At 59.1% G+C, this 26682-nt stretch carries 17 protein-coding genes and 4 tRNA genes; 19 read left to right on the forward strand and 2 right to left on the reverse strand.

The window, feature by feature from the left end; all coding sequences use genetic code 11:
- Positions 1-88 precede the first annotated feature (88 nt).
- Positions 89-709, reverse strand: coding sequence for a transcriptional regulator BetI (betI, locus tag DOM27_RS09660; RefSeq protein WP_110655799.1), 621 nt, complete (start codon positions 707-709; stop codon positions 89-91).
- A gap of 302 nt (positions 710-1011) precedes the next feature.
- On the opposite strand from betI, the gene DOM27_RS09665 reads away from it, so the two are divergent.
- From DOM27_RS09665 to DOM27_RS09745, 16 genes are all read left to right on the forward strand, one after another.
- A complete protein-coding gene (locus tag DOM27_RS09665) occupies positions 1012-1974 on the forward strand; it encodes a choline ABC transporter substrate-binding protein (RefSeq protein WP_110655800.1) in 963 nt (320 codons plus the stop codon).
- 270 nt (positions 1975-2244) lie between these two features.
- A tRNA-Met gene (locus DOM27_RS09670) sits at positions 2245-2321 on the forward strand.
- A gap of 202 nt (positions 2322-2523) precedes the next feature.
- Positions 2524-2599 (forward strand) — tRNA-Asn (locus DOM27_RS09675).
- Positions 2600-2623: 24 nt separating this feature from the next.
- Positions 2624-2699, forward strand: a tRNA-Asn gene (locus tag DOM27_RS09680).
- A gap of 34 nt (positions 2700-2733) precedes the next feature.
- Positions 2734-2809, forward strand: a tRNA-Asn gene (locus DOM27_RS09685).
- Between the two features lie 223 nt (positions 2810-3032).
- On the forward strand, positions 3033-3218 hold the full coding sequence (locus tag DOM27_RS09690; RefSeq protein WP_075561163.1) for a hypothetical protein: 186 nt from the start codon (positions 3033-3035) through the stop codon (positions 3216-3218).
- A gap of 495 nt (positions 3219-3713) precedes the next feature.
- A complete protein-coding gene (gene gad, locus DOM27_RS09695) occupies positions 3714-5096 on the forward strand; it encodes a glutamate decarboxylase (RefSeq protein WP_110655801.1) in 1383 nt (460 codons plus the stop codon).
- A complete protein-coding gene (locus DOM27_RS09700; protein WP_188113704.1) occupies positions 5089-6987 on the forward strand; it encodes an aspartate:alanine exchanger family transporter in 1899 nt (632 codons plus the stop codon). Before gad ends, DOM27_RS09700 begins: the two co-directional genes overlap by 8 nt.
- A 256-nt stretch (positions 6988-7243) precedes the next feature.
- The gene (adhP, locus tag DOM27_RS09705) at positions 7244-8272 is read left to right on the forward strand and encodes an alcohol dehydrogenase AdhP (protein WP_110655802.1); all 1029 of its coding nucleotides are present in this window, start codon (positions 7244-7246) and stop codon (positions 8270-8272) included.
- 340 nt (positions 8273-8612) lie between these two features.
- Positions 8613-9692, forward strand: a complete 1080-nt coding sequence (gene bioB, locus DOM27_RS09715) for a biotin synthase BioB (protein WP_223162336.1) — start codon at positions 8613-8615, stop codon at positions 9690-9692.
- A gap of 101 nt (positions 9693-9793) precedes the next feature.
- Complete coding sequence (locus DOM27_RS09720) at positions 9794-11065, forward strand: aminotransferase class I/II-fold pyridoxal phosphate-dependent enzyme (protein ID WP_425353290.1); 1272 nt, start codon at positions 9794-9796, stop codon at positions 11063-11065.
- Positions 11062-11853 (forward strand): alpha/beta fold hydrolase, encoded by a 792-nt coding sequence (locus DOM27_RS09725; protein ID WP_110655805.1) that lies wholly within the window; start codon positions 11062-11064, stop codon positions 11851-11853. Before DOM27_RS09720 ends, DOM27_RS09725 begins: the two co-directional genes overlap by 4 nt.
- Positions 11850-12689 carry a malonyl-ACP O-methyltransferase BioC gene (bioC, locus tag DOM27_RS09730; protein ID WP_110655806.1) on the forward strand — a complete coding sequence of 280 codons (840 nt, stop codon included), beginning with the start codon at positions 11850-11852 and terminating at the stop codon, positions 12687-12689. Before DOM27_RS09725 ends, bioC begins: the two co-directional genes overlap by 4 nt.
- Positions 12690-12762: 73 nt before the next feature.
- The gene (gene bioD / locus DOM27_RS09735) at positions 12763-13515 is read left to right on the forward strand and encodes a dethiobiotin synthase (RefSeq protein ID WP_110655807.1); all 753 of its coding nucleotides are present in this window, start codon (positions 12763-12765) and stop codon (positions 13513-13515) included.
- Positions 13512-14861, forward strand: a complete 1350-nt coding sequence (locus DOM27_RS09740; protein WP_110655808.1) for an adenosylmethionine--8-amino-7-oxononanoate transaminase — start codon at positions 13512-13514, stop codon at positions 14859-14861. Before bioD ends, DOM27_RS09740 begins: the two co-directional genes overlap by 4 nt.
- 457 nt (positions 14862-15318) lie before the next feature.
- Entirely contained in the window at positions 15319-16917 is a 1599-nt protein-coding gene (locus DOM27_RS09745) for an isocitrate lyase (RefSeq protein ID WP_110655809.1), read from the forward strand.
- A 150-nt stretch (positions 16918-17067) separates the two neighbouring features.
- Here the strand turns inward: DOM27_RS09745 and DOM27_RS09750 are convergent, their stop codons facing one another.
- The gene (locus DOM27_RS09750; protein ID WP_110655810.1) at positions 17068-21639 is read right to left on the reverse strand and encodes a spectrin repeat-containing protein; all 4572 of its coding nucleotides are present in this window, start codon (positions 21637-21639) and stop codon (positions 17068-17070) included.
- A gap of 436 nt (positions 21640-22075) precedes the next feature.
- On the opposite strand from DOM27_RS09750, the gene DOM27_RS09755 reads away from it, so the two are divergent.
- From DOM27_RS09755 to cysQ, 3 genes are all read left to right on the forward strand, one after another.
- Positions 22076-23329 (forward strand): aminoglycoside phosphotransferase family protein, encoded by a 1254-nt coding sequence (locus tag DOM27_RS09755; protein ID WP_110655811.1) that lies wholly within the window; start codon positions 22076-22078, stop codon positions 23327-23329.
- Positions 23330-23664: 335 nt separating this feature from the next.
- Positions 23665-25428, forward strand: coding sequence for an SLC13 family permease (locus DOM27_RS09760; RefSeq protein ID WP_110655812.1), 1764 nt, complete (start codon positions 23665-23667; stop codon positions 25426-25428).
- Positions 25429-25513: 85 nt separating this feature from the next.
- Positions 25514-26335 (forward strand): 3'(2'),5'-bisphosphate nucleotidase CysQ, encoded by an 822-nt coding sequence (cysQ, locus tag DOM27_RS09765; RefSeq protein ID WP_110655813.1) that lies wholly within the window; start codon positions 25514-25516, stop codon positions 26333-26335.
- The last annotated feature ends 347 nt before the right edge of the window (positions 26336-26682 follow it).

The following is a 26682-nucleotide window of genomic DNA, read 5'->3' on the forward strand; positions in this document are numbered from 1 at the left end:
AGCGAATGAAATAGCGTTGCTGGGGTGTTTGCGTGCTTTAGATGAGCGCTCGGGCCCGGCTTGCCATGTCAGCGTCTAGCGTATCTGTTCAGGCGTAATCGTTGGCGCGGGTTCTGACGGGCCGTGCCGTCTCGAGCTGGACGCGGACATAGTCGTAGGCCAGCTGACGGGCTCGGTCGACATTGAGCCCTTCCGGGGCCAAGGCGCCGCGTAGCCACAGGCCATCGATCAGGGCCGCCAGACCACGGGCGGCGTTTCTCGCCTCCCGCTTGGGCAGTACGCGACGAAACTGACAGCTTAGATTGGAGTAAAGCCGCCGATCGTTGACGCGCTGCAGCCGCTGAAGCGGAGGGTGATGCATGCTGCTGGCCCAGAACGCGAGCCATGTCTTCATCACCGACTGACTGGTCTGGCTACGGTCGAAGTTGCCATCGATAATGGCATGCAGGTGCGCTTCCGGGGGCGCATTGCCCAGTGCCGCGCGGCGTTCCAGTACGGCAGTGCCCAGATCACTCAGGACGTGACGCATGGTCGCTTCGAGCAGCCCGTCCTTGCCGGCGAAATAGTGACTGATGATGCCGGTGGAGACGCCCGCACGCTTGGCGATTCGCGCAATCGTGGCATCGGCCAGACCCGCTTCATCGATCGCTTCCAGCGTTGCCTGAATCAGCTGGCGACGGCGGATGGGTTGCATACCCAGTTTCGGCACGGGCTTGTCTCCTGAATCGGGGCTGTAGAATGAAAGCCTGCGGAGGGTGCGTTCCAGGCTTGGTCCGATAGGCCTGTCCCGATGGTCGCGTCAGGGCTGACTGACCTCGATTACGCTAACCTTCATCTGTTCCGCTCTCCTTAACTTGGCTTTCATCGTCAGAGAACGCCACCATTATGGAAATTTTTTATTGAACGGTCAATCAATAAAAACTAGTGTATTGTTCTGTCGAATGGAAAGTTCAGTATTCGATAATCAGTGATTATTGACGATAACTCATAATACGATCAGGGAGTTCAAGCATGAAACATCAACCGATCCTCTGGACCCTCGCCAGCGTAGGTTTGGCAACGGCACCGCTGACTCAGGCCCAAGCCCAGACACAACAACAGGAACCCGAGAGCTGTCAGACCGTTCACTTCGCGGAAGTTGGCTGGACCGACATCCAGGCCACCACCGCCCTCGCCAGTGTCGTCCTCGAAGATCTGGGTTACGAAGCGGCCTCTGATACCGTTTCCGTGCCGGTGGCTTACGCGGGCATGAAAGGTGGCGATTTCGACGTCTTCCTCGGTAACTGGATGCCGTCGATGAAATCGATCAGTGACCCGTACATCGAGAAAGGGCAGGTCGATCGTCCTCGAGCCAATCTGGAAGGCGCCAAATACACCTTGGCCGTGCCGCAGTACGTCATCGACGCCGGTGTCACCTCGATGGCCGATCTCGACGCGCATGCCGATCAGTTCGGCCACAAGCTGTTCGGGATCGAAGCGGGTAACGACGGCAACATGATCATTCAGCAGATGATCGACGACGACGCTTTCGGTCTGGGCGACTGGCAACTGGTGGATTCCAGCGAAGCCGGCATGCTGGCAGAGGTGAAAGCACGTACCCAGAGCGACGGTTGGATGGTGTTCTTGGGTTGGGCGCCGCATCCGATGAACACCAATTTCGATATCGGCTATCTCTCCGGTGGGGACGACTACTTCGGGCCGGATTACGGCGGCGCCACCGTCTACACCAACACTCGCGCCGGCTATGTCGACGAGTGCGGCAACGTCGGTCAGCTGCTCCAGAATCTGAGCTTCACGCTCGATATGGAGAACGAAGTCATGGGCAGCATCATGGATGACGGTGAAGACGAGAAAGACGCCGCCCGCGCCTGGCTCAAGGCCCATCCCGATACGCTGGATGCCTGGCTCGAAGGCGTGAAGACCGCCGATGGCGAACCGGGATTGCCGGCGGTCAAGGAAGCCCTGGGCGTTTAAGACCGAAGGCAATGGCGAAAAATCGCCTGGATTGTCACTGCGGGCTTGGGAAGCGCTGAATAAATCGACGAGCGGAGTAAAGCGCGAGGCGTACGGCGCACAGGAACCGGAGCCTATGGGGTATAGGTGAGGATTCTGCGCACCGCACAACGAAGTGATTTGCCCGCGCAGACATTTATGCAGTGTTTCCCTTGTCGAAGCGCGGGCCCGCAGGTATAGTCCGCCCCCGTTGCCGCTCGGCAACGTCTGCCGTCTTCAGGCAACCGCGTTGGCTACGTAGCTCAGCTGGTTAGAGCACATCACTCATAATGATGGGGTCCCCTGTTCGAATCAGGGCGTAGCCACCAACGCTCCTCTCCTCGATACGCTGTCTTCTGCACGATATTGGCCGGAACACGTGATCTCCTTCCGAACCTGGCCAGGGCAGGCGCTGCCATGCAGCGTATTGATTGTGCTGGATAATTCGCGCCCTCCGTTTTGAACATTCCTGCCAGTCGGCCTTGACGCAAAGGACTCAACGCGTATACTACGCCGCGTGCTGAAGGATGGTCCCCGATAGCTCAGTTGGTAGAGCAAATGACTGTTAATCATTGGGTCACAGGTTCGAGTCCTGTTCGGGGAGCCAACATCAGCCAGCGGTGAACGACGATCCCCGATAGCTCAGTTGGTAGAGCAAATGACTGTTAATCATTGGGTCACAGGTTCGAGTCCTGTTCGGGGAGCCATCGCCGACACCGTATGACATCATTGCCGCATCGATCCCCGATAGCTCAGTTGGTAGAGCAAATGACTGTTAATCATTGGGTCACAGGTTCGAGTCCTGTTCGGGGAGCCAATGCGATGATGTTTTTCCTCGCAAGATGATTTCCCTCCGTTTGATGTTTTTTCGCATGACATCGTTTTCCTGCCTTCCTGGCGTATTCTTGAATTCCCCGGCGCACGTTCGTCTGTATCGAAACGTTCATCTCGATATCACCAATCTGTCACGCTGCTGACATAAAACCCCTGCACACTGAGGTCATTCCTGAATAACGGGATCCGACGACCAGGAGCGAGTCATGGCTGAAATGATCGAGCAGCAGGAACTCAAGCGCTACAGCATCGAGCTGACCGAGCGTCCGGATGGTTCCTTTGGAGTCGTTGTCGCCAACGAGGAATCCGACGACAACCTGGAACTGCTGGCCGGGGCGCTGTGTCAGATCGCACTGGACCTGTATCAGCAGTCCAAGTCGAAGACTCACTGAACCGTTATCGCTCGTCCTGCCCTGGGGCGAGCAGCAATACCTGCCTTCCAGTCCATCCAGCTTGCCCAGCTGAGCCAGTCCATCCGAGCCCATGGCGAGCCGCCTGACCTCCTATCTATCGCTCACCGCTCACCCTGCCCCTGTTTCTGCTGACGTACATGCTGTTTTCTGGAATCGTCATCGTTAAGTTGATTTTAAAAATATTTTGTTAATTATAATTAATCAATGTTGGCTATTCTAATTATCTGGCAAATGATAATGTATTTTTGACCGCATATACATGTCGGGTAGTGAGAGTTTCTCGGCGATAGACTAAGAATACTTAGTCATGGCTTGCCGATCGATATTCTAAGCATGGTTTGGTTTTTCTAGGCCTGATACGGATAGTCCTCTAGCTGCAAGAACATTGAGGCTGGGAGCAATCGAGGAAGGCGATAGAAATACTTTCGCGCGGTCATTTTTTAAATGTTTTTCACATACCGCGAAGGAAATCGTATGCCTATCCATCATGTCGACGCAGGTGACCAATCGAGCATCCGAGATATCTATACCACTGATGCTTCGCAGGTAAGCCTTCCAAAATTCCGGATTCCACAAGGGCGAACTGAACCACACGCCGCTTATTCCCTCGTTCGGGATGAACTATTGCTCGACGGTAATGCGCGCCAGAATCTTGCCACGTTTTGCACTACGTGGGTCGAGGATGAAGTCAAACAGCTGATGTCGGATGCCGTCGATAAAAACATGATCGACAAAGACGAATATCCTCAGACGGCGGAGATCGAGAATCGCTGTGTGCATATTCTTGCCGATTTATGGCACGCACAGAAATCGTGGGAGACGATCGGTTGCTCGACGACGGGATCCAGCGAAGCGGCGATGCTTGGCGGACTTGCATTCAAATGGAAATGGCGTCAACGGCGGGAAGCTGAAGGGAAGGACGCGAGCAAGCCCAATATCGTGACCGGCCCCGTTCAGATCTGCTGGAAAAAGTTTGCGCGTTACTTTGATGTCGAGATTAGAGAAGTTCCGCTTGAAGGGGAGGCGCTGGGATTACAACCCGCGGATCTTCGAAAGTACTGCGATGAAAATACGATAGGGGTTGTTGCAACGCTTGGGGTGACGTTTACAGGCATCTACGAACCCGTGGAAGCCTTGGCGCGAGAGCTTGACGCCATCGAACGCGACTTGGGGCTGGATATTCCTATCCACGTCGATGCCGCATCTGGTGGTTTTATCGCGCCGTTCATCCAGCGTGATCTGGTATGGGATTTTCAGATCGAACGGGTGCGCTCCATCAATGCATCGGGCCACAAGTATGGGCTAGCCCCGCTAGGCGTGGGTTGGATCATCTGGGCATCAAAAGAAGGTTTACCAGAAGATTTAATTTTCTACGTTGACTATCTTGGCGGCAATATGCCGACTTTTGCACTCAACTTCTCTCGTCCTGGCGGAGAGATCATTGCGCAGTACTATAACTTTCTGCGTCTGGGGCGTGATGGTTATACGGCTATTCAGCAAGCCTGCTCCGATACGGCACAGTGGTTGGGCAATGCGCTGGCGAAGATTGGGCCGTTCGAAATGGTTTACGACGGGCATGGTGGGTTGCCGGCGGTGGCTTATAAGCTGACCGATTCCGATCATGGCTTCAGCCTTTACGATCTATCTGAGCGGCTTCGGATGCGGGGTTGGCAGATCGCCTCTTACCCGCTGCCCTCGAATCGTCAGGAAACCGTCGTTCAGCGTATCTTGATCCGACATGGGGTGAGTCGTGATCTGGCACGTTTACTTCTCGACGATATGAAGCGTGCGATTAAACACCTATCGGAAAACCCTGTGCCTAATTCGACGGCCAAACCGGGGTTCCATCATGGTTGACATACATCGTTGTGTTCGATCGGTATCAGGCATCTTCATTCGCTATTCGGGCTTGGCATTTCTATTTTTTACAGGACCTGCCGTTGCCCAGGATAGCGCGTCCTCCGCAGGAGGGCGCGTCATTGGCCAAATCTTCGATAGCGTAAAACCCGTAGCAGAAACCGGAGTACACGGTTTTTTTGAGCTACTCGGAAATCAGCCAATTGCATTTATTCTTCTCGCATTGGCGCTTGGTAATCTGATAGGGAAAGTCGATTTCAAGGGCGTCTCCCTAGGCTCAACGGCTGGTTCATTGCTGGTCGGTGTCATCATTTCGATGGTGGCGGAGGCCGTTTACGGGATCACCTATTCCATCCCTGGAATCTTATCCTCCTTCATGCTCTTGCTATTCATGTATGCACTGGGCTTGAAGGTGGGGCCGCAGTTCTTTTCTGGTCTTCGAAAGGGGGGGCTGGCCTTTATTGGAGTTGGCGTCATCGTTTGGGCGTTGAATTGGGTCATTTGCTATTTCGGCGCGTCTTGGGTGGGGTTGGCACCCGGATATGCGACAGGATTGATTTCAGGCAGTTATACCATCACGGCCATTCTCGGTGTCGGTCAGAGCGCACTGTCGAGCGGTGCTTATACGCCCCCTATGGGGATGACAGTGGAAGAGGTCGGAGCCAATATGGCTGCGGCTTATGCCATCAGCTATGTATTATCGAGTGTCGGCATTATCCTGTTGATTCGATATCTGCCGCGGATTTTTGGTCGCGATGCCAAGGCGGATGCGAAGCTGGCCGAGACTGAATACAGTGGTGGCGCGACGCATCCTGTACCGGGAGCGCCTGGCGCGCTAATAATGGGATTCTCGCCGTACGATCTACGCGCGTTTTGTGTGACTCATGAACAGCTCATCGGTCTTAGTCTTGCTCAGCTAGCTAAAGACTACCCTCAGGTACCGATACTGCGTGTCGTGCGAGACCATAAAATCCTCGATTTGTCCGATGATCTCGTGCTTGCGATGAACGACATTGTAACGGTGCGTGGGAACGTACATGACCTAATACTTGAAGAGGGAGAGTTGATAGGACCGGAGTCCGATGAGGCTCTTGCTCGGAATGTTCCTCTGGAAGTGGCTGACGTCCACATTGGCTCTCATGCTATCTCGGGGAAGACGCTTCAAGAGTTGGCAAGTCACGGAACCGGAGGCGTGGAAGTACAGGCGCTTTTCAGAGCTGGCAATGAACTTCCGCTTGGACCGGCTAGCGTCGTGTCATTCGGCGACGTGGTGCGTTTGACTGGGCCCGATGCAGCGCTTAAGGCTGCCGCAAAGCAACTGGGCGGACGCGCGATCCTATCGACAATGAAATCCGAGGTGCTCTATCTTGCGCTGGCCATGTTGGTGGGCTATCTGGTTGGCATTGTTAGTGTCTCGATCTCGGGTATCCCATTCTCTCTAGGTACTTCAGCAGGGTGTATTCTCGCAGGCGTGGGCGTGAGCTACTTCCGGAGCCGCAATCCTGAGTTCGGCGGGCCAGTTCATGAAGGCGCACGGAGTTTTCTTCAGGACTTTGGGTTGAATGCGTTTGTCGTGGTTCTATCTGCGAATGTCGGACCCAAAGTCATCACTGCGCTCGGTGGCGACACCTTGGTGTGGTTGGCGCTAATAGGGACGCTAGGTGCTTTGGTCCCACCGTTGATTGCATTCTGGGTCGGATTTAAATTTTTTGGGCTTAACTCCATCATCGCCGATGGTGCCACCACAGGTGGGCGCAACAGTACGCCAGGACTGAATGCGATCATTGAAGAGTCGGGGAGCTCGGTGGCCGCCGTGCCTTATCCGGTCAGTTACGCTCTGACGACGGTTCTGGCGCTGATCGGTGGCTATTTCTCGATGATTTTATCGTAACTTACCGATGACACCGAAAGTCAGTTCGATAGTTCTTGACGAACTACTTCGGTGTCTATGATGAGCGCATCACTAGTACTGCTTTAAAAGGGAAGATGGCAAAGTTTGAGTGCCGCTATCGCATGCCGTTTGTCTACTGCCTGGCCTGCGACGATCTGAATCTTGCGAGCATGGATGTCTGAAGTTGACTGAAAGCGTCGACGTATGAATGTCGGCTCCGCATCGCATCGGCCACGAGCCGGTAAAGGAGGAAGGTATGCCTGAGTTCATGAAAGCGGCGGTCGTTCACGAGTTTGGCCAGCCGCTGGTAATCGAAGAAGTGCCGGTGCCGCAACCGGGGCCGGGCGAAGTGCTGGTCAAGATCAAGGCCAGTGGCATCTGCCACACTGATTTACACGCCGCTCACGGCGACTGGCCGGTCAAGCCGACCCCTCCTTTCATTCCTGGCCATGAGGGCGCTGGCGTAATCGTTGCCTTGGGCGAAGGCGTCACGCATCTCGAGGAGGGTGACTCCGTCGGCATCGCTTGGCTGCATGACGCTTGCGGGCACTGCGAATTTTGCCTCACCGGATGGGAGACGTTGTGCGAGAGCCAGAACATGAGCGGCTATACCGTCAACGGTAGCTTTGCGGAGTACGCTACCGGTAACGCCGACTATGTCGCACGCTTGCCGGATGGCGTTGACTATGCTGCCATCGCACCGATCCTGTGCGCCGGCGTCACTACCTACAAGGGTATCAAAGAGACCGACACCAAGCCGGGGGAGTGGATCGCGATTTCCGGTATCGGCGGATTGGGCCACATCGCGGTGCAGTATGCGAAGGCGATGGGCCTGCATGTGGTAGCGCTGGACGTCTCTCAGGAAAAGCTCGATCTGGCCAAACAGCTGGGAGCCAATGTCTCGGTCAATGCCCTAGACGAAGACGCCGTCGATCAGGTGATTGCTGCCACCGGTGGTGGTGCGCACGGGGTGTTGGTCACAGCGGTCTCGGTCCCAGCTTTCAATCAGGCGCTCAACTATGTCCGCCGTAAAGGCACTATCAGCCTCAACGGTTTGCCACCGGGGGAATTCCAAACGCCAATCTTCGACGTGGTGCTCAAACGCATCACCTTGCGTGGATCTATCGTTGGGACGCGCAACGACATGGCCGAGGCTCTGCGATTCGCCGCTGAAGGTAAGGTCAAGGCGCATATTCATAAGACCCGACTTGAAGACATAAACCAAGTCTTCAGCGATCTGGAAAAAGGGGTTGTAGACGGCCGGATGGTAATGGTCATGGAGTAACCCCCTTGGGTGTGTCGCTCCGCTGCATTCTATTACCTCCGGTTCTCTTCGATTGTTCTTCCAATAGTACGAATTTGTCACAGTGCTGGAATATTGGACCGCAATACTATTTCGTGGTTGGGAGACAAAAACTCGATAAACGATGAGTACGTCATGGGCGAGTGAATACTTGCCTCTTGGCCCGCCTGAGCTATCTCCAAGCGACGGGCGCCTGTTGGCGCGTCGTGTTCTGGCGTGTCCAATTCGTTCTGTAAACCATCCTTAAATTTGAAGTTAACTAATTGCCGTGACACCATGCCGTCAACCATCGATTTCATACAGGTTGACTAATAGCATGGCGATGCCTTCATTTCCTTCCCTGAGCGCGACGCTGCGCCACGACTGGCAGCGCGACGAAATCCAGACACTGCTGGAGCGTCCGTTCAACGATCTGCTGTTTCAGGCTCAGGGCGTTCACCGCCAGCATTTCGATCCCAACGCAGTGCAGATATCCACGCTGCTCTCGATCAAGACCGGTGCCTGCCCGGAAGACTGCAAGTACTGCCCGCAGTCCGGGCACTACAACACCGGGCTCGAACGCGAAAAGCTGTTGCAGCTGGAAACCGTGATGGCCGAGGCGCTCAAGGCCAAGGCGGTCGGTGCCAGCCGTTTCTGCATGGGCGCGGCATGGAAGCATCCCACCGCCAAGGACATGCCGCTGGTGCTGGAGATGGTTCGCGGCGTGCGCGCCATGGGGCTAGAAACCTGCATGACGCTGGGCATGTTGAACCGCGATCAGGCCGAGCAGCTCGGCGCCGCCGGGCTCGACTACTACAACCACAACCTGGATACCTCGCCGGAGTATTACGGCGAGATCATTACCACCCGTACCTACGCCGATCGTCTGGAAACCCTCGATCACGTACGCCAATCCGGCATGAAGATCTGCAGTGGCGGCATTCTGGGGATGGGCGAAAGCGTCAGTGACCGGGCGGGGTTGTTGCAGCAGCTCGCCAACCTGCCGGTGCATCCCGAGAGCGTGCCGATCAACATGCTGATTCGGATCCAGGGCACGCCGCTGGAACACGTCGAGGATCTCGACCCCATCGAGTTCATTCGCACCATCGCCGTGGCCAGAATCCTGATGCCGCACTCGCATGTGCGCCTGGCCGCCGGGCGTGAATTGATGAGCGACGAGACGCAGGCTCTGGCGTTCTTCGCCGGTGCCAACTCGATCTTCTACGGCGAGCGTCTGTTGACCGCGCAGAACCCGCAGGCGGCCCACGACCGTCAGCTTTTCGAGCGTCTCGGGTTGCATCCCGAGACGCGCGAAGACGTCGATGATGCAGCGCATGAGGCCGCCCTCGAGGCACGCGTGACCCGAGCACGGCTAGATGCCATGGTCACCGACGCCATGGCGTCGAACGCGGCTCGGGCCTGAGCGTGAGTGACACGGCAGTGCCGGGGGCATCACGTAATTCGCCGAGCGATTCACCGAGCCATTCACCGAGCGATTCGCCAAACGAGTCGCTGGATAGCTCGTTGGATGGTTCGTTGGAAGGCTCGCTGGATGAGACGCTGGCGGGGCGTCTGGCAGTGCAGCGAGAGCGTCAGCGCTACCGCCGGCGCGTGACCACGACAGCGATAGGGCCCCGCTTTCGTCGCAACGGGCGCGAGATGCTGGCGTTTTGCAGCAACGATTATCTGGGATTGGCCGGCGATCCGCGATTGGCCGAGGCCCTGGCCGACGGCTCGCGCCGTTTCGGTACCGGCGGCGGGGCTTCACATCTGGTCTGCGGCCACAGCGAAGCCCACGAGCGGCTCGAATCTCGGCTTGCCGAGTTGACGGGATGCTCACGGGCGCTGCTGTTTTCCAGCGGCTACCAGGCCAATCTCGGCGTGATCTCGGCACTGCTGAGTCGTGGCGATATCGCCCTGCATGATCGACTCAATCACGCCTCGCTGCTCGATGGCACTCGCCTGTCCGGCGCCAGGCTGCAGCGTTTCGCACACAACGATCCGGCCGACTGCGGTGAACAGCTCTCCAGACTTGATCCGGCACGCCGCCGATTGGTGGTCAGTGACGGCGTCTTCAGCATGGATGGTGACGTCGCCGAGCTCGCCGCGCTGGTGGCGCAGTGTCGTCGACACCACGCTTGGCTGATGATCGATGACGCTCATGGTGTCGGCGTTTTGGGCTCGCAGGGCGGCGGTACGCTGACGGATCAGGGCGTCGATCCCAGTGGGGTGGAGGTGATTGTCGGCACGCTGGGCAAGGCGCTGGGGACGCAGGGCGCTTTCGTTGCCGGTAGCGAGACCCTGATCGAGGCACTGATTCAGTTCGCGCGACCCTATGTGTATACCACCAGCCTCTCGCCGGCCCTGGCCTGGGCCACGTTGACCAGTCTGGACATTCTGCGCGACGAACCGCATCGGCGAACGCAGCTGGCGACGCTGATCGATCGTTTCCGCGAAGGTGCTGACGCATTGCGCGAGTTCGACCTTCACCTGATGCCATCGCGGACACCGATTCAGCCGCTGGTTCTCGGCCCTGCTTGGGGATATGCCAGGGGAGACGCCAGGGGAGACGCCAGGGGAGGCGGCCAAGACGCCGCGGCCGTCTCGCTGGCGGCAGCGCTGGAGGCGGCAGGAATCTGGTGTACCGCGATTCGACCGCCGACGGTCCCCGCCGGCACCTCGCGGTTACGTATCACGCTGTCGGCGGCCCATACCCCAGACGACCTCGAGCGCCTGCTGACCGCACTGGTCGATAGCGCGCGTCGCCTGATACCGAATTGCGAGGAGGCGACATGAATACCCAAACGCTGGTGCTGTTGCCCGGCTGGGCGCTGGGGCCGTCACCGCTGGCGCCACTGGTACAGGCGTTGCGCCAGCGGTTGCCCGGATTCAACGTCGAGTGCGTCGCCTATCCCGAACTGACCAGTCATCGCTCGGAAAGCTGGATCGCGGCGCTCGATCACGCCTTGCCGCAGGATGCCTGGCTCGCCGGCTGGTCGCTGGGCGGCATGCTCGCCACGGCACTGGCAGAATGGCGCGGGCGGCGGGCGCGGGGACTGATCACCCTCGCCACCAATGCCAGTTTCGTTGCCCGCCCCGGTTGGCCCAACGCCATGGCGGCGGAGACGTTCGGCGCCTTTCGAAACGGAATCAACCAAGCGCCCGGGCGCACCTTGTCCCGGTTCGCCCAGTTGAGCGCCCAGGGCGGTCGTGACTCGCGCCGGCTGGGGCGTCAGCTGTTCGCGGCTCTCGAGGCAACCCCGCTGGATCAATCGCTGGCAGGGCTGGCGCTGCTGTCGCAGTTCGATCTTCGCGACACCCTGGGGCGACTACGGATTCCCCAGTTGCACCTGTTCGGCGACAACGACCTGCTGGTGCCGTCGTCTGCGCGCGAGGCCATCGCCGCACGCCTGCCCGCAGGCGGTCGCACGGCATCGATAGCGGACGCGGGTCACGCCTTTCCGCTGACGCAGATCGACGAGACGGCCGAGCTGATGGCGTCTTTCCTGCGCTCGCGTTTCTCTTTATCGCACCCGAAGCCGTGCGTTGGCTCACAGCATCCGCGTTCGCGAGGTGCATCATGACTGCCGAGTCCAATGTTGCGCTTTCGTTTAATGACGCCGCACGACAGGCTCGAATTGCCGCCAATTTTTCCCGCGCGGCGGCATCCTACGACGATGGCGCACAGCTGCAGCGCGAGGTCGCCGACGATTTGATGGCCCGACTGCCGCAGAATCTCGACCCCCGCACGTTGTTGGATGTCGGCTGTGGCACCGGCTATCTGGTCTCGCATCTGACCCAGCGCTATGACGCCGTATCGATCGGGCTGGATATCGCGCCGGGCATGCTGGTCGAAGCGCGGCGACGACACACCGGTCGGCCGATACGATGGTTGGCCGGCAGTGCGGAACAGCTGCCGCTGGCCGATCGCAGCATCGATCTGATGGTCTCCAGTCTGGCACTGCAGTGGTGCGACTCTCTCGATGGCTTCCTGGTGCAGGCGGCGCGGGTGCTGCGGCCGGGCGGCTGGCTGGCCTTCACCACGCTGTGCGACGGCACGCTGGAAGAGTTGCAACACGCATGGCGGCAGGTCGATGGCGCTCGTCACGTCAACGACTTCATGGCCGAAGCCAGGTTGATCGACGCGTTGAAAGGGCCGGGTTGGCGGCTGCACGACGCGATCATGACCACACGCCGGACCTATCACGCCACGCCGACCGATACGCTTCGCGCCTTGAAACGTATCGGTGCCAACACGATCACCACCTCTAAGCAGGCCGGTGGAGGACTGGCTGGCCGTCGCCGCTTCGCGCAGCTGGCGCAGGCGCTGGAAACCTGGCGGGAGGGCGCAGGCATACCGACCCGATATCGCGTCGCGACCGTGCTGATGCGACGTTCCAATCTCGACGCAACGTACTAATCCTGAGGCACCGTACTAATCCTGAGGCAACGTACCAATCCCGAGGCAACGCACTAATCCCTGGAATTGACTCATGAACGCCTATTTCGTCACCGGCACCGATACCGATGCCGGCAAAACGGTGGTAACTGCAGGCCTGCTGGCAGCGGCAAGGCGCAGAGGATTGACCACGGCCGGCGGCAAGCCGGTCGCCTCCGGCTGCGAGCGAACGCCCCAGGGGCTGCGTAACGCCGATGCGTTGGCGATTCAGGCCCAGTGCCACCCGATGCTGCCGTACGAGGCGATCAATCCCTTCGCCTTCGAGCCCGCCATCGCGCCACAGTTCGCCGCGCGGGAGGCGGGCGTCTCACTGGCCTTGTCTGCTTTGGAACTGCCCATGCGCGCGCTGCTAGCGCGGCGTGCCGATATCACCCTGATCGAGGGCGCCGGCGGCTGGCGAGTGCCGCTCAACGATCACCAATCGCTGTCGGATCTCGTGATCGCACTGGCGTTGCCCGTCGTGCTGGTGGTCGGCGTTCGACTGGGCGCGATCAATCACGCCCGGCTGACGCTGGAAGCGATCCTTCACGACGGGCTGACGATCGCAGGATGGGTCGCCAACGTGATCGACTCCGAGCTGCCTCGCCGGCAAGAGAATCTGGGTTCGCTCATCCATTGGCTCAGCGAGGAGGCCGGCGTGCCGTGCCTGGGTGTCGTTCCATGGTTGGAAAAAGAACCCGGGCTGCAGGTGCCATCGGCCGAACGTGTCGCCGACTTTCTAAATATCGAACCGCTGCTGGCCTCGAGCGCCAATACCCAAACCCCTGACCATGGATATATCGAATGAGCGCCAACAACGACTGGATGCAGCGCGACCTGGCCAGCCTGTGGCACCCGTGTACGCAGATGAAGGACCACGAGACCCTGCCCATCGTGCCGATTCGGCGCGGCAAGGGCGTGTGGCTCGAAGACTTCGAAGGCCAGCGCTATCTGGATATCGTCAGTTCGTGGTGGGTCAATGTATTTGGCCATGCCAACCCGCGCATCAACGACCGCATCAAGCACCAGCTCGATGAACTGGAGCACGTGATTCTGTCCGGCTTCACCCATCAGCCGGTGATCGAATTGTCTGAGCGCCTGGGCCAATTGGCGCCCGCCGGGCTGGGGCACTGCTTCTACGCCGATAACGGCTCTTCGGCCGTAGAGATCGCGTTGAAGATGAGCTACCACTACTGGCGCAATGTCGGCCGTCCGGAGAAGCGGCGCTTTCTCACCATTTCCAACGGCTATCATGGCGAAACGCTGGGCGCGCTGTCGGTAGGTGATGTCGCGCTCTACACCGAGACCTATCGCTCGCTGCTGCTGGACGTGATCAAGGTGCCGGCGCCGGACGGTTTCGGACTGCCACGGGACCAGTGGATCGATCAGGCCCGTGTCGCCTTCGTCCAGATGGAAGCGGCGTTGGCGCGCCATGCCGACGAGCTGGCGGCGGTCATCGTCGAACCGCTGATCCAGTGCGCCGGGGGCATGCGGATGTACCCGCCGGAGTATCTGACCTGGCTGCGTGAGGCCTGTGATCACCACGGAGTTCAACTGATCTTCGACGAAATCGCGGTTGGCTTCGGCCGCACCGGCACGCTGTTCGCCGGCGAGCAGGCCGGCGTTCGCCCCGATTTTCTGTGTCTTTCCAAGGCGCTGACCGGTGGCTACCTGCCGCTGTCGGTGGTGATGACCACCGATGAAGTCTACGCCGCCTTCTACGATGACTATGAAACGCTCAAGGCGTTTCTGCACTCCCACAGCTACACCGGCAACCCGCTGGCCTGCGCGGCCGCGTTGGCCACGCTGGATATCTTCGAACAGGATGACGTGATCGTCGCCAATCGTGACAAGGCCGCGCTGATGGGGTGGCTCGCCGAACCGATGCGCGATCATCCCCACGTCGGTGATGTGCGCCAGACGGGCATGGTGATGGCGATCGAGATGGTCAAGGACAAGGCGAGCCTGACGCCCTATGACTTTCGTGAACGGCGCGGGCTGCGGGTGTTCCGACATGCCCTGTCACGCGGGGTGATGCTGCGCCCGCTGGGTAACGTGATTTACTGGATGCCGCCTTACGTGATCACCCCGGAAGAGCTGGAATGGGTGGCGCAAGTCACTCGCGAGGGGCTGGAAATCGCGACCGCAGATTAAAAAAAGCGTGAAACTGGATTATCGCCCGTGCGACGAAAGTCGCTCGGGCGTTTGGTTGTCGGATTTCGCCGGGTTCGTTTCCGGTGTGAAAGAGGGCTGCCGTTTTCCTCCGCCAAGTCGATGAATGGACATGGCTTTTTGAATTGGCCGCCGATCATGACCGACTGCATCATACTATTGGCAAATGATGACTCTGCAATGGATCCACTGCCGTCATACGTCATACATGACTACATAAATCATCCTAATAGACAGTTTTGGGTAATTAACCTACCCCCACGCCACCTAAGTAATGATTGTTGTCGTCTCGAATCGGGCCGCATATTGATCTTGCCGAAGACGTCATGAATCGCTCGGATCAAGAAGTTAAAACGTTCGTTTTATGATCGTCTCGAAATCGTTCAGCGATAGCTGAAAAACGAAATTGATTTCCAAACCGATATTGGCGGAGGTTTTCATGTCGATCTACCAGAGTGATATCGAAGCGTTGACTCGATCGTGTCAAGAGAACAACAGCAGGTGGGGCAATGTGGATCCGGAAAACGTGGCCAGAATGCGAGCGCAGAATCGCTTTCGTACCGGGCTCGACATTGCTCGCTACACGGCAGGTATCATGCGTCGCGACATGCGCGAGTATGATGAAGACGCGTCACGGTACACGCAGTCTCTGGGCTGCTGGCACGGCTTTGTCGGGCAGCAGAAACTGATTTCGATCAAAAAGCACCACGGCACCACGAAAGGCAAATATCTCTACCTTTCCGGCTGGATGATCGCGGCGATGCGGTCCGAGTTCGGTCCGCTTCCCGATCAGTCCATGCATGAAAAGACGGCGGTTCCGGCGTTGATAGAAGAACTCTATACGTTCTTGAGGCAGGCCGATGCGCGTGAACTGACACATCTTTTTCGTGAGCTGGATCAGGCCAGGAAAAGTGGAAACGAGGTGATGGCGCGCGGTTTTCAAGAGAAGATCGATCATTTCGAGACGCACATCGTCCCTATTATTGCCGATATCGATGCGGGGTTCGGTAACGAAGAAGCGACCTACCTGCTGGCCAAGAAGATGATCGAAGCAGGGGCCTGCTGCATCCAGCTCGAAAATCAGGTCTCCGATGCCAAGCAGTGCGGTCATCAGGATGGAAAAGTGACGGTTCCGCATGAGGATTTCGTCGCCAAGATCAGCGCGGTTCGCCATGCGTTTCTGGAACTCGGGGTGGAAGAGGGCGTTATCGTCGCGCGGACCGACTCCCTGGGCGCGGGGCTGACGCAGAAATTGCCGATGAGCAAGGAGCCAGGCGATCTTGCCCATCAGTACAACAGCTTCCTGTGCACGGTGCCGATCTGCTCGGTCGATGATGTCAACGAAGGCGACATCCTGATCAAGCTCGATGGGGATCTACGCAAACCGCTGCGCCTGGCCAATGGGCTGTATCGCTTCCGCTCCGACACTGGCGAGGACCGGGTGGTGATGGACTGCATCCACTCGCTGCAGAACGGTGCCGACCTGCTGTGGATCGAGACCGAGAAGCCCCACATCGGTCAGATCGCCGGGATGGTCAACCGCATTCGGGCCGTGGTACCGGATGCCAAGCTGGTCTACAACAATTCGCCCTCGTTCAACTGGACGCTCAACTTTCGTCAGCAGGTCTTCGATAGCTGGCAGGCGGCGGGTCGGGACCTGTCCGGCATTGAGCGCAGCCTGCTGATGAGCGCCGAATACGATGCCTCCGAGCTGGCGGAAGAGGCAGATCGTTGGATTCGTGACTTCCAGCGCGATGCGGCTCGCGAGGCGGGTGTCTTCCATCATCTGATCACCTTGCCGACCTACCATACGGCGGCGCTGTCCACCGACGAGCTGGCTGAAGGTTATTTCGGCGAGGCAGGCATGCTGGCGTACGTGGCGGGCGTCCAGCGCCGCGAGATCCGGCGCGGTCTGGCATCGGTCAAGCATCAGGACATGGCCGGGTCCAATCTCGGCGACGACCACAAGGAGTATTTCTCCGGCGCGGCCGCACTCAAGGCCGGCGGTGGGCTCAATACCATGAACCAGTTCGGCTGAGTTCCGGCTTGAACACGACCGGCGATCCGGTCGCGACAACAGCGGCGGGCCATGCCTCGAAGTGAGGCATGGCCCGCTTTTCGTCGCTTGGCGCTCAAGGCTGGACTTTCCTGAGCTTGGGTATCGGTGCCTTGGGTATCGGCCCGGAGCTTACAGCTTATACGACGCCGGGTTGTCCCAGATACTATCTTCCTTGGCAAAGGCCGGGTTGTCGTCGGTGATCGCCCGCTCGCCGATCAGTTGCATCCAGGAGTCGATGTCGGCGCTGCTGATCTTGCCATCCGAACCGTCCTGTTTATGCAAGGTATCCAGCAGGGCGAAGAAGTCTTCGTTGTCGAGCAGGAATTGCGCCGCGTCCCGCTCCTTCTTCGAGTGGCCGTTTTCCGGATCGGCGATCTTCTTCAGATCCTTCTTGCTGACGATATCGTCGCCGCCCGTCCAGTCGTTGCCGCCATCGCCCTCGTCCCAGTTGAAGAGAATGGTGTCGATGGTTTCCTTGTGCTCCTGGTAGAACTCCTGGCCGTGGATATTGAGCTGCATCTGGTCCTTGTCGAAATCGAAGAAGAAGTCATCGACGTTGCCATTCTCCTCGATCTCCTGGGTGAATTTGTCGTACTGCTCCGGCTGGGCATCCCACGCCGCCATGTCTTCGGGGAACCACTCCTTGAACAGGGGGTCGGGTTCCTTGTCGTCGTCTCCGGCGTGCATCATCTCCTTGAAGCCGTAGCTTGAGTTGATCAGGTAGTTGAACTTCTCGCCCCAATCGTCCTCGGTCACGCCATCGTCGGCGAACTGCTCGAACTGGTCGCGTATCTTGCCTTCGGTCTCGGCGCCTTTCTTCTGGGCCATCACGGCATTGAGAATCAGGCTGGCGAAGCCGACGCCCAGCCCGATCAGATTGCCGATCGGCCCGGCTGCACGGAGACCCGCGCCCAGCCCGGAGAGCACACGGGAAGCCGTCTGCAGCGATGCGCCGATTTCGGCGGCGCCGCCGATGGTGAAGAACGAGCCGGAGACCACGCCAGTCGAACTGGCGGCGAACTCCATCGGGGTGCCGCCGTTCTTGATCAGCTGGTTCAACCCGACGCCCGCGACGACGGTATCGAGAATGCCGCCGGCGAAGTCGGTCATGTAGGCCAGGCCCTTGAGCGCCGGGCCGAAGATGTTGGTCTTCTTTTTGCCGCCACTATCACCGTTGGTACCCCCGTGGCCGTCACCACTCGTGTTGCCGGGGCCGTCGGGCGACGTGCCGCCCTGGGTGCGTTCGCCGTTGGTCATGACGTCGGCTTCGTCATCCAGCGCCTGATTCCAGGACTGCATGGCGGCTTTCGACGATTCGCCGTTGCCAGGCTCGAAGCGCTGGTGGAGATCGTCGCTAAAGCTGTCGAGATCGTCCAGCGCGTCGCCAGCGCCGCTGGGCAGGGCGCCGCTGTCCGTCGGGCGTACATCGTCCAGGCGGTTGGCGATATCATCCAGTCGGTCGAGCTGTTGCGCGCGTTCGGCATCGGATAGCGTCGGATCGGATTCGATCGAGGAGCGGATGGCGCGATGCTTCTCCATCATCTCGTCGAACATGGCTGGTGCCTGGTCCGGCATCTTGCCTTTGCCCTTGCCATCGGCGTCCAGTAACTGGCGGTACTCCGCCACGGCCCGATCGAAGTCGTCGATCTGGGCGAAGCGTTGTTCCGATGGTGTCGCCGAGGAGGCGAAGGGCTGCATTTCCTCGAACAGGTCGTCGACCAGCGCTCTGAGATCGTCCGCATTCTGGGGCGCCAAGCCCTCTTTCTTCATTTCGACCTTGTCGAGTCGATCCTCGATAGTGTCCAGGCGCTGCTGGATCTCCTTCTTGTCATCGTCGCTGAGTGAGTCGGATTCCTTGACGATGCGATCGACCTCGTCCAGTTGGCCCTGGATGTCGTCGACCAACCCCTGAGCCTTCTGTTCGAAATCGGGGGCATTCTCTTGATCGAGGAGGGTATCGAAAGACTCGAGCTTGCCGCGAATGTCGTCCAGCTTGCCTCGCGCCTGCTCGCCCGGGTTGAGGGAGGGTGCTTTATCGCCGTTGAACTTGTCGGGAAAGCGCTCGCGAAGGACATCGCCCATCTCCTTGTCGAGTCCGAGCGCCTGGGTGATGTTGGTGGTGCCGAACAGCTTGGCCAGCCGGCCGCCTTCATCGAGTTTCGGGCCCACTGCATCGGTGATGCCCTTGAGCGCGAAAGGCGTGGTGCCGATGAACACCAGCATGCCGCGAGCGACGGTCATGCGCTCTTGCCAGGTGTCACCGAAATCGTCACCCGAGCGGCGATAGATGGCATTAGCCAAGGCGGCGGTGCCGCCAATCGCGAACATGGTATTCGAGCTCATCAGGCTGCGGAACCCGCTCTTCAGCGAGTCCTTGAATGTTGCGCTCTCGGCATCGCCGACCTGAACGGCCGGTGGATTCCCGCTTTTCCCCTGGGTCAACTGCTGATATTTATCCACGGCGCGCTGGGTGATGTTCTCGAGCAGGATCGGACTCGACATGGCCTCCTTGACGTTGCTACCGCTCAGCGCCAGCGACTTGATAGCCTCCTTCACGCCAGAGGCGATCGCCATGATCTTGGTGAACTGCATTTTCTCGTCTGCCGACAGATTGGGCGGTACCGTGGCCTTGGGATCGGTCTTGTCGGCGGAGAGCGCATCCTTCACCGCATTCCAGACGCCGTCGGTGGTCTGAATGCCGAAGGTGCTGTAGGTAATACTTGTGAGTATCGTCGGTAGCATGTCGGCAGCGACCTGCTCCGCGGCTTCCTCGCTCTTGGGTGATATGTCGCCGCCGTCCTCATATTCGGCGTCGATATCGCTGAGCTCTTCCTCGATGCCTCTGGCGGTACTGGCCGCCGTGATGCTGCCTCTCGCCTCGGCCGCGCGGTCGGGGTCGAGCGCTTGCAGCGTGTTCAGATCATTGTTCAAACGCGTGGCGGCTTCGTCGCCGAAACCCTTGCCACGCAGGTCCTCGATGGCGTCGAGGTATTCCGCGCCTTTATCGCCGGTCAACGAGTCGTAAATCTTGTCCGCGAGCCCGTCGCGATCCTTGATCTTGCTCTGGGCTTCCGTCATCGCCTCGTCGGTGAACTTGGCGATTTCCTCGTCCCCGAGCAGTTTGGCGAGTTCCTCGCCGAGCTTCTCCTCATGGATCAGGCCGCGCAGGTCGGCGGGATCCATGCCCTGGGTGTCGCTGGCGTAGTAGGTCCAGTCGCCGCCGTGATTGACCGTCATGTAGGGCAGATACTGGAAGCTGCCGTCGTCCAGTTGGGATTTGAGTTCGAGAAGGCGGGCATACTTCTTGAAGTTCTCGTTGTCCGAGTTTTCCGCTTTCTCCTCGAGCTTCTCCATGTAGAGCTCGGTGACCGTTTTCGCGTCGCCGTCATCATTCTCGACGGTGGTCTCCTGGCCCATCAGATTGGTCTCTTCCGACTCGGGCAGGTCGTGATCGGCAAAGGCTTTGTCGATGACGTCCTCGCTCGATGTCTGCTGGAAGCTGGAGGCAGCCTCGAAATGCTCAGGTGTCACCCCCTTCGAGACCACGAACTTCTCGCCATCGACCTCGACCAGCTTGAGCCCTTCGATGACGTCACCGTGCTCGTCGGTGGCGCTCTTGACGCTGTCGCCCTTGCCCAGGACCGGAATGTCCTCGTCCACAGAGCGTAGCTTGTAACCGTCGTCCTCGAGCTCGTGGATCCGGTCCCAGGTTTTCTGTGCGTTGGAAACCGTTTCGAACAACGCTGGCGTCAGGGCCTTCGACACCACCACATTCTTGCCGTCGTGAGTGGTGAAACGAATGACGTCGTCACGCGCATCGGTCTGCCAGCTGAAATCCTTGAAATCATTGAACTTGGGCGCTTCGGTATCGGCGCCGGCGATGGTGGCGCCATCGTCCACCGCGCCATCGATGGCATTCTGATGCTCGGCGTTACCGCCCAAGGTCGCGTACTGCTCGTTCAAGTAGTCATAAAGCTCCGGGTTGTCGCTGCGCGCGACAACGAACTTCTCACCGTCATGCTCATAGCGAATCACCTCCGGGCCGACTTCACCGGGCGCGCCGACCTCGGTGTTGTAGTAAGAGGGCGGGGTGGCGTCGGCGCCGATGCGCTGGTAGCCGTCCGCCTCGCTTTCATTGATGCCGATCAGGCTTTCGTAATCCTTCTTGATGGCGGCGTAGAGCACGGGGGCGGCGCGTTCGGCAACCACGACCCGGGTGCCGTTCTGCATCTCGTAGCGGATGACACCCTTGGCAGCTTCATCGGGCGGGGCGATGAAACGGTAGTCGCTAAGCTTGCCGGGAGGCTCGGCATCGGGCGGTAATACGCCATAGCCATCTTCCGCGCTCTCGTTGATGCCATTGATCTGATCAAAATCCTGCTTGATCGTCTCGAACAGCGTCGGCGTGGATTGCCGGTCGACTTCGATGGCCTTGCCGCCCTTGGTCTCGTAGCGAATGAGATCGTCGCCGATCGTCACGATCTGCTTGTAATCGTTCAGATTGCGGGGCGGCTCGGTTTCACCATCGGCTTGTTTCCAATTCTGGGATTCTTCGTCGCCGGATTCGACTGCCTTTCTGCTCAGATTCAGTGTTTTTGACAATGTCGATACCCAGCGCTCAGCGCTGTGCTTGCCAGCGGTCGGGTCGCTGGTGTCGGGCACGTTGTTCGATGCATTTTTCAGCGTGAGTTCCTGGGGCATGACTAAGGGTCTCCCTGTTGTTTATTTAATACTCGTTCAATAACCGCCCGGATTCAGTGCTGATTGGATAAAAGCCGTGTCGTTCTGTGGGTAAATAGTCAGTGATTGTCGCTGAGGCGTAACTTGAGCGAGCGTCAGTACATTTCCGCGCTCGAACACGGCTGTCACTGCCGATCTCCGGAAATTGCGGATCTCGGCATGGCTCTGACTTTGAATTCCTTTTCCGCCTGCGGCCCGATCGACGGCATCCGATCGTTTCCGAATGTATTGACGGGCTTATGTTGCTAAGACGTTTTTCCTACGCATCAACACGTTACGAACCCCGTTGAATGCCTGACGTACTATTCATGACGAACGAGTCGTCGAGCGCGAGCTTCGGTGAGCGCTGAATAACAACAAACTGACGTTCGGGTCGCTGCGCGGCCGAGGAGCATTCATGCCGGGGTTCGTCGATGAAGTCACTCCGACGCTGATAAGAGGATGGTACGTGGACCCCGGCCGGCCGCCCGTGGGACAGCGCGTGGTCATTTCGGTCAACGGCGAAGCGCGCTATTGCGCACTATGTCAGGATGCGCGACCCGATGTGGTCGCAGCGGGTATCACTCATCATCCCGAAGTCGGATTTCGGGCACCACTCGCGCTTCAGATCGGCGATCTCGTTCGTGTCAGAGCGCTGGATAGCGGCCGGCTACTGGGCAGCGGCCTGGCCGTCGTGATGCCGGAGACCGCGCCGGACGGCTGGCTTTCCGCACGCGCCTATGGCGATCTACCGGCGTTCCGAGCTTTTTTGCAGCCGCTGGCTTCCACCCTGGACATTCAGGCGTTTCGTCCGCTATTCGGCCATCGGGGTAATTTGTCGGCGTTATGCGTTCGCACGCCGGATGCCTGCCATATCGTTTATCGTGCCCGTCCGCGTCACCATGCTGCATGGCTGGAGCGTCTTCACCGCCGCGTGCTGGAGCCCAATGCCATTGCGGCGCCGTCGTTGAATGCCTTGATACCCGAGGAGAATACCGCAAGCCTGATGGTCGAGAATATCGACGGTCAGGCGCTGGGTTCGTTTCCCGAGACGTCTACTGAGACGTCAATCAGTGAGCGCGATCAGGCGTATCGCGACACCATCGCCTCGGTTCTGCGGTTATCGAGGGCCAGCTGGCCCGATGACATGCGCGGGAAAGCGGGCACCGATACGTTCAGCGCTGATATGGCTGGCGCTGGCAGAAACGCCGGCCGGCGAGGGCGACACGCGCTGAATAGAATGATCAGAGAGGCCTGCCTGTCGACATTGAAGCGGGGGAGTTGGCGAGAGCTCGGGCTGCTATTACGAATGACGCGAACCCTCTATCGGTTGCCACGCGTATTCGCCCACGGTGATCTCCACCCCCATAACGTGTTGATCGAAACGCACACCGGCAGGCCGGTGTTCATCGACTGGGATCATGCCGGCATGTTACCGCCGGGCCTCGATCTTTCCCGTCTGCTCTTGAGTGTACCGCCGGCCCTGGCGGAGAGCTGGATCGGTGACGATCGGGCGCATCGGCTGGGCTGGCTGATCTTGACCTACTTCGCGCAGTTACAGCGTCAACCTGATTTCCACACGAGCGAAGCCGGCGTCTACCTGCGTCGGAGATTCAACGAGCTCACCAGGCATTCGAGAATCAAGCCGAAAACGACGTCATCGGTCCGGTAACGTCACCAGGGCAGGCGGCGTCGGCGGTTGTCTAACGCTTCATGTCGATTGTTTGCCCGAGTCTCGCCGTTCGCTTCCTGTCACCTTTCGTTTCCTGTCATCTTTCGCTTCAACCCGTCGTTAGCGTCGCGCCAGTTCGATCACCTCATTGATCTCGTCATATTTTTCCCGAGACACGCCATCGTTTTCCTGAGAAAAGCCGTGCTGGTACCCGCCATGGCTGCCAGCTTAAAATGCGGCCATCGTGGAATTCGGCTTGGATGCCGCCGAGCGGTCGCTAATGATCGGATCCAAAAGCTGTAAGTCGGTGCAGCCCAGGCGTGGAGTAGGGACATATGGGTATCGATGCCTGGTTGAGCATCTCGACGGTCGTGGCCGTACTCGCCACGCTCGTGTTCACGCGCATCGCACCGGACGCCATCCTGGTCGGCGCGATGGCGTTTCTGATCTTTGCCGATGTATTGACGCCGGAGGAGGCCCTGGCCGGTTTCGCCAATACCGGCGTGATGACCATCGCGGCACTCTATGTCGTCGCCGCAGCGCTCAAGGAGACCGGCGCGATCAAATGGATCGCGGGGATGCTGCTCGGGCAGCCCTCGACCCTGCGCCGAGCCCAGTGGCGCGTGATGCTGCCAGCCTCGATCTTGAGCGCATTCATGAACAACACCACGGTCGTGGCGATGTTCATCCCCGCCATTCAGGACTGGTCGAACCGCCTGCGTCTGCCACCTTCCAAGCTGCTCCTGCCCCTGAGCTACATCTCCATTCTGGGCGGCACCTGTACCTTGATCGGCACCAGTACCAATCTGGTCGTCGATGGTCTGCTGCAGAGCCGGGAAGGCGTTTCGCTGGGCATGTTCGAACTGACCTGGATCGGGCTGCCGATTCTGTTCGTCGGCGGGGGCTTCATCCTGATCTTCGCGAAGTGGTTACTGCCACAGCGAGACGGCACCCACGAGCAGCTCGATCAGATCCGTGAGTACAGCGTCGAGGTGGCCGTCGAACCCGGCGGACCGCTGGCGGGCAAATCGATCGCCGATGCCGGTTTGCGCAATCTGCAGTTCGGTTATCTGGCCGATATCGAACGTGGCGATCAGCTGCTGACAGCGGTGCCGCCGGATACCAGGTTGCTGGACGGCGATACCCTGGTGTTCATCGGCACGCCTGAGTGCGCCCGGGAGCTGCGCGAAATCCGCGGGTTGAGCCCCGCCAATGGCAACGTCCAGAAGTTGCAGGTGGCGCAACATCGGCGCTGTCTGGTCGAGGCGGTCGTCAGCCCGGATTTCGTGGGGATCGGGCAGACAGTACGGGAATCGCGGTTTCGCTCGCGCTTTCAGGCCGTGATTCTATCGATTTCCCGCCACGGGATTCGTTTGAACGGCAAGGTCGGGGACGTCGAATTTCAGGTCGGCGACACGCTGTTGCTGGAAACCGGACAGGAATTCGTCGAACAGTATCGCTATCGCAAGGATTTCCTGCTGGTCAGCCAGCTCAACGACTCGACGCCGCCGAATTTCCAGAAAGCGCCGCTGTCGCTGGGAATTCTCGGCGTGATGGTCGTACTCAGTGCCACTAACCTGTTGTCCATACTCGAGGCGGCATTTCTTGCCGCCGGGGCATTGCTGATGACCGGCTGCCTGAGCATGGGCAAGGCACGACGTTATATCGACCTTTCAGTACTGATCGTGATTGCCGCCTCGTTTTCTCTCGGCGCGGCGATGACCCAATCCGGCGCCGCGCAGTCCATAGCCGAAGGGGTAGTGGGGCACATCGATTCGCCCTGGCTGGCGCTGGCGTTCATCTATTTGATGACGGTGCTGTTCACCGAGATGATCACCAACAATGCCGCGGCAGTGCTGATGTTCCCGATCGCGATAGCGGTATCGCAGCAACTGGGCGTGGACTTCATGCCGTTTGTGATCGCCATCACCATCGCAGCCTCGGCCAGCTTCATGACCGCGCTGGGCTATCAGACCAATCTGATGGTGATGGGGCCGGGCGGCTATCGGATGCATGACTATCTCAAGCTGGGTTTCCCCGTGAGCGCCCTGGTGGGCCTTACCGCCGTCATGCTCATCCCGCTGATATGGCCGTTCTAGTCTGTCCGTTCTGGCTTTTTAACGCCGCATGCGCGAGCGTAGGCAGCTTTCGTCCCAAGCCGAAGGATATCTACGGAGAAAACTGATGAAGGTCGAAGATACCCTCAGGCGCGAACTGCTGGCTGGCGTGGTCGATGCTGGCCAGCGTGTGCTCGAGATCTACGCCCAGGATTTCAGCGTGGAGATCAAAGCCGACGACAGCCCGCTGACGCAGGCGGACATGGCCTCTCATCACATGCTGTGCGATCTGCTTCGGCGTCTGACGCCCGATGTGCCGATTCTCTCCGAAGAGAGCGAGGCGATCGATTACGAGACTCGCCGGCAGTGGTCGAACTACTGGTTGATCGACCCGCTGGACGGCACCAAGGAGTTCATCGACAGAAACGGCGAGTTCACGCTCAACGTGGCGCTGATCGAAAACGGCATACCCGTGTTCGGTATCGTTCTTGCGCCGGTGCTCGGTGTGACCTGGTGGGGGGATGCCGAACTGGGCGCCTTCAAGATCACCGCCGAAGGCGAACGGCCGATCGGCGTTCGTACGTTACCCACAGCCGACGAACGCCCCTGGCTGATCGTCGGCAGCCGTTTTCATGGCGTCGAGTCGTTCGAAACCTTCTGCGATCAGTTGCCTGACCACGAGCGCGTTTCCATGGGCAGCTCGCTCAAGCTCTGCCTCGTCGCCGAAGGCGCGGCCGATCTCTACCCACGCTTGGCCCCCACCTGCGAATGGGATACCGCCGCCGCTCAGGCTGTCGTCACCGCCGCCGGAGGTCTCGTGCTCGACGCTGACAATCTCCGACCCCTTCGCTGCAACCAGCAGCCAAGCCTGCTCAACCCGTTTTTCATCGTCTGCGGGCAACGAAACCCGCGCTGGGAGAAGGCGTTGAGCGTCGCACTATCGGTATGAGTGACCGGTATGAGTGACCAGTATGAGCAACCGGTGTGAACGGTCGGCGTAAGTGACAGCCGGCCGTCACCGAAGAATCCGTCGACGTGTCTTGAATCCATTTTCCGCCTTTTCGACACCTTCCTCTCGTTCGCCATTCCCGACGCCTGGTCGTTATCGCACCAGCACTGACAGGGCTTGCGTAAAGATTTGGTATCTCTGTCCAGGAACGATCCTAATCCTTGATTCGTAAGCCATTTGCCATGGATGGATGAATAAGCTCATGTTTAAATGGTTACGTAAAGTAACGTTGCCGATACGACCCTTCCTAGAGATCCACACTTTTGGTTGTAGGCAAGGCTCTGTTG

The organism is Salinicola halimionae, from assembly GCF_003206065.1.
GTDB classification, from domain to species: domain Bacteria; phylum Pseudomonadota; class Gammaproteobacteria; order Pseudomonadales; family Halomonadaceae; genus Salinicola; species Salinicola halimionae.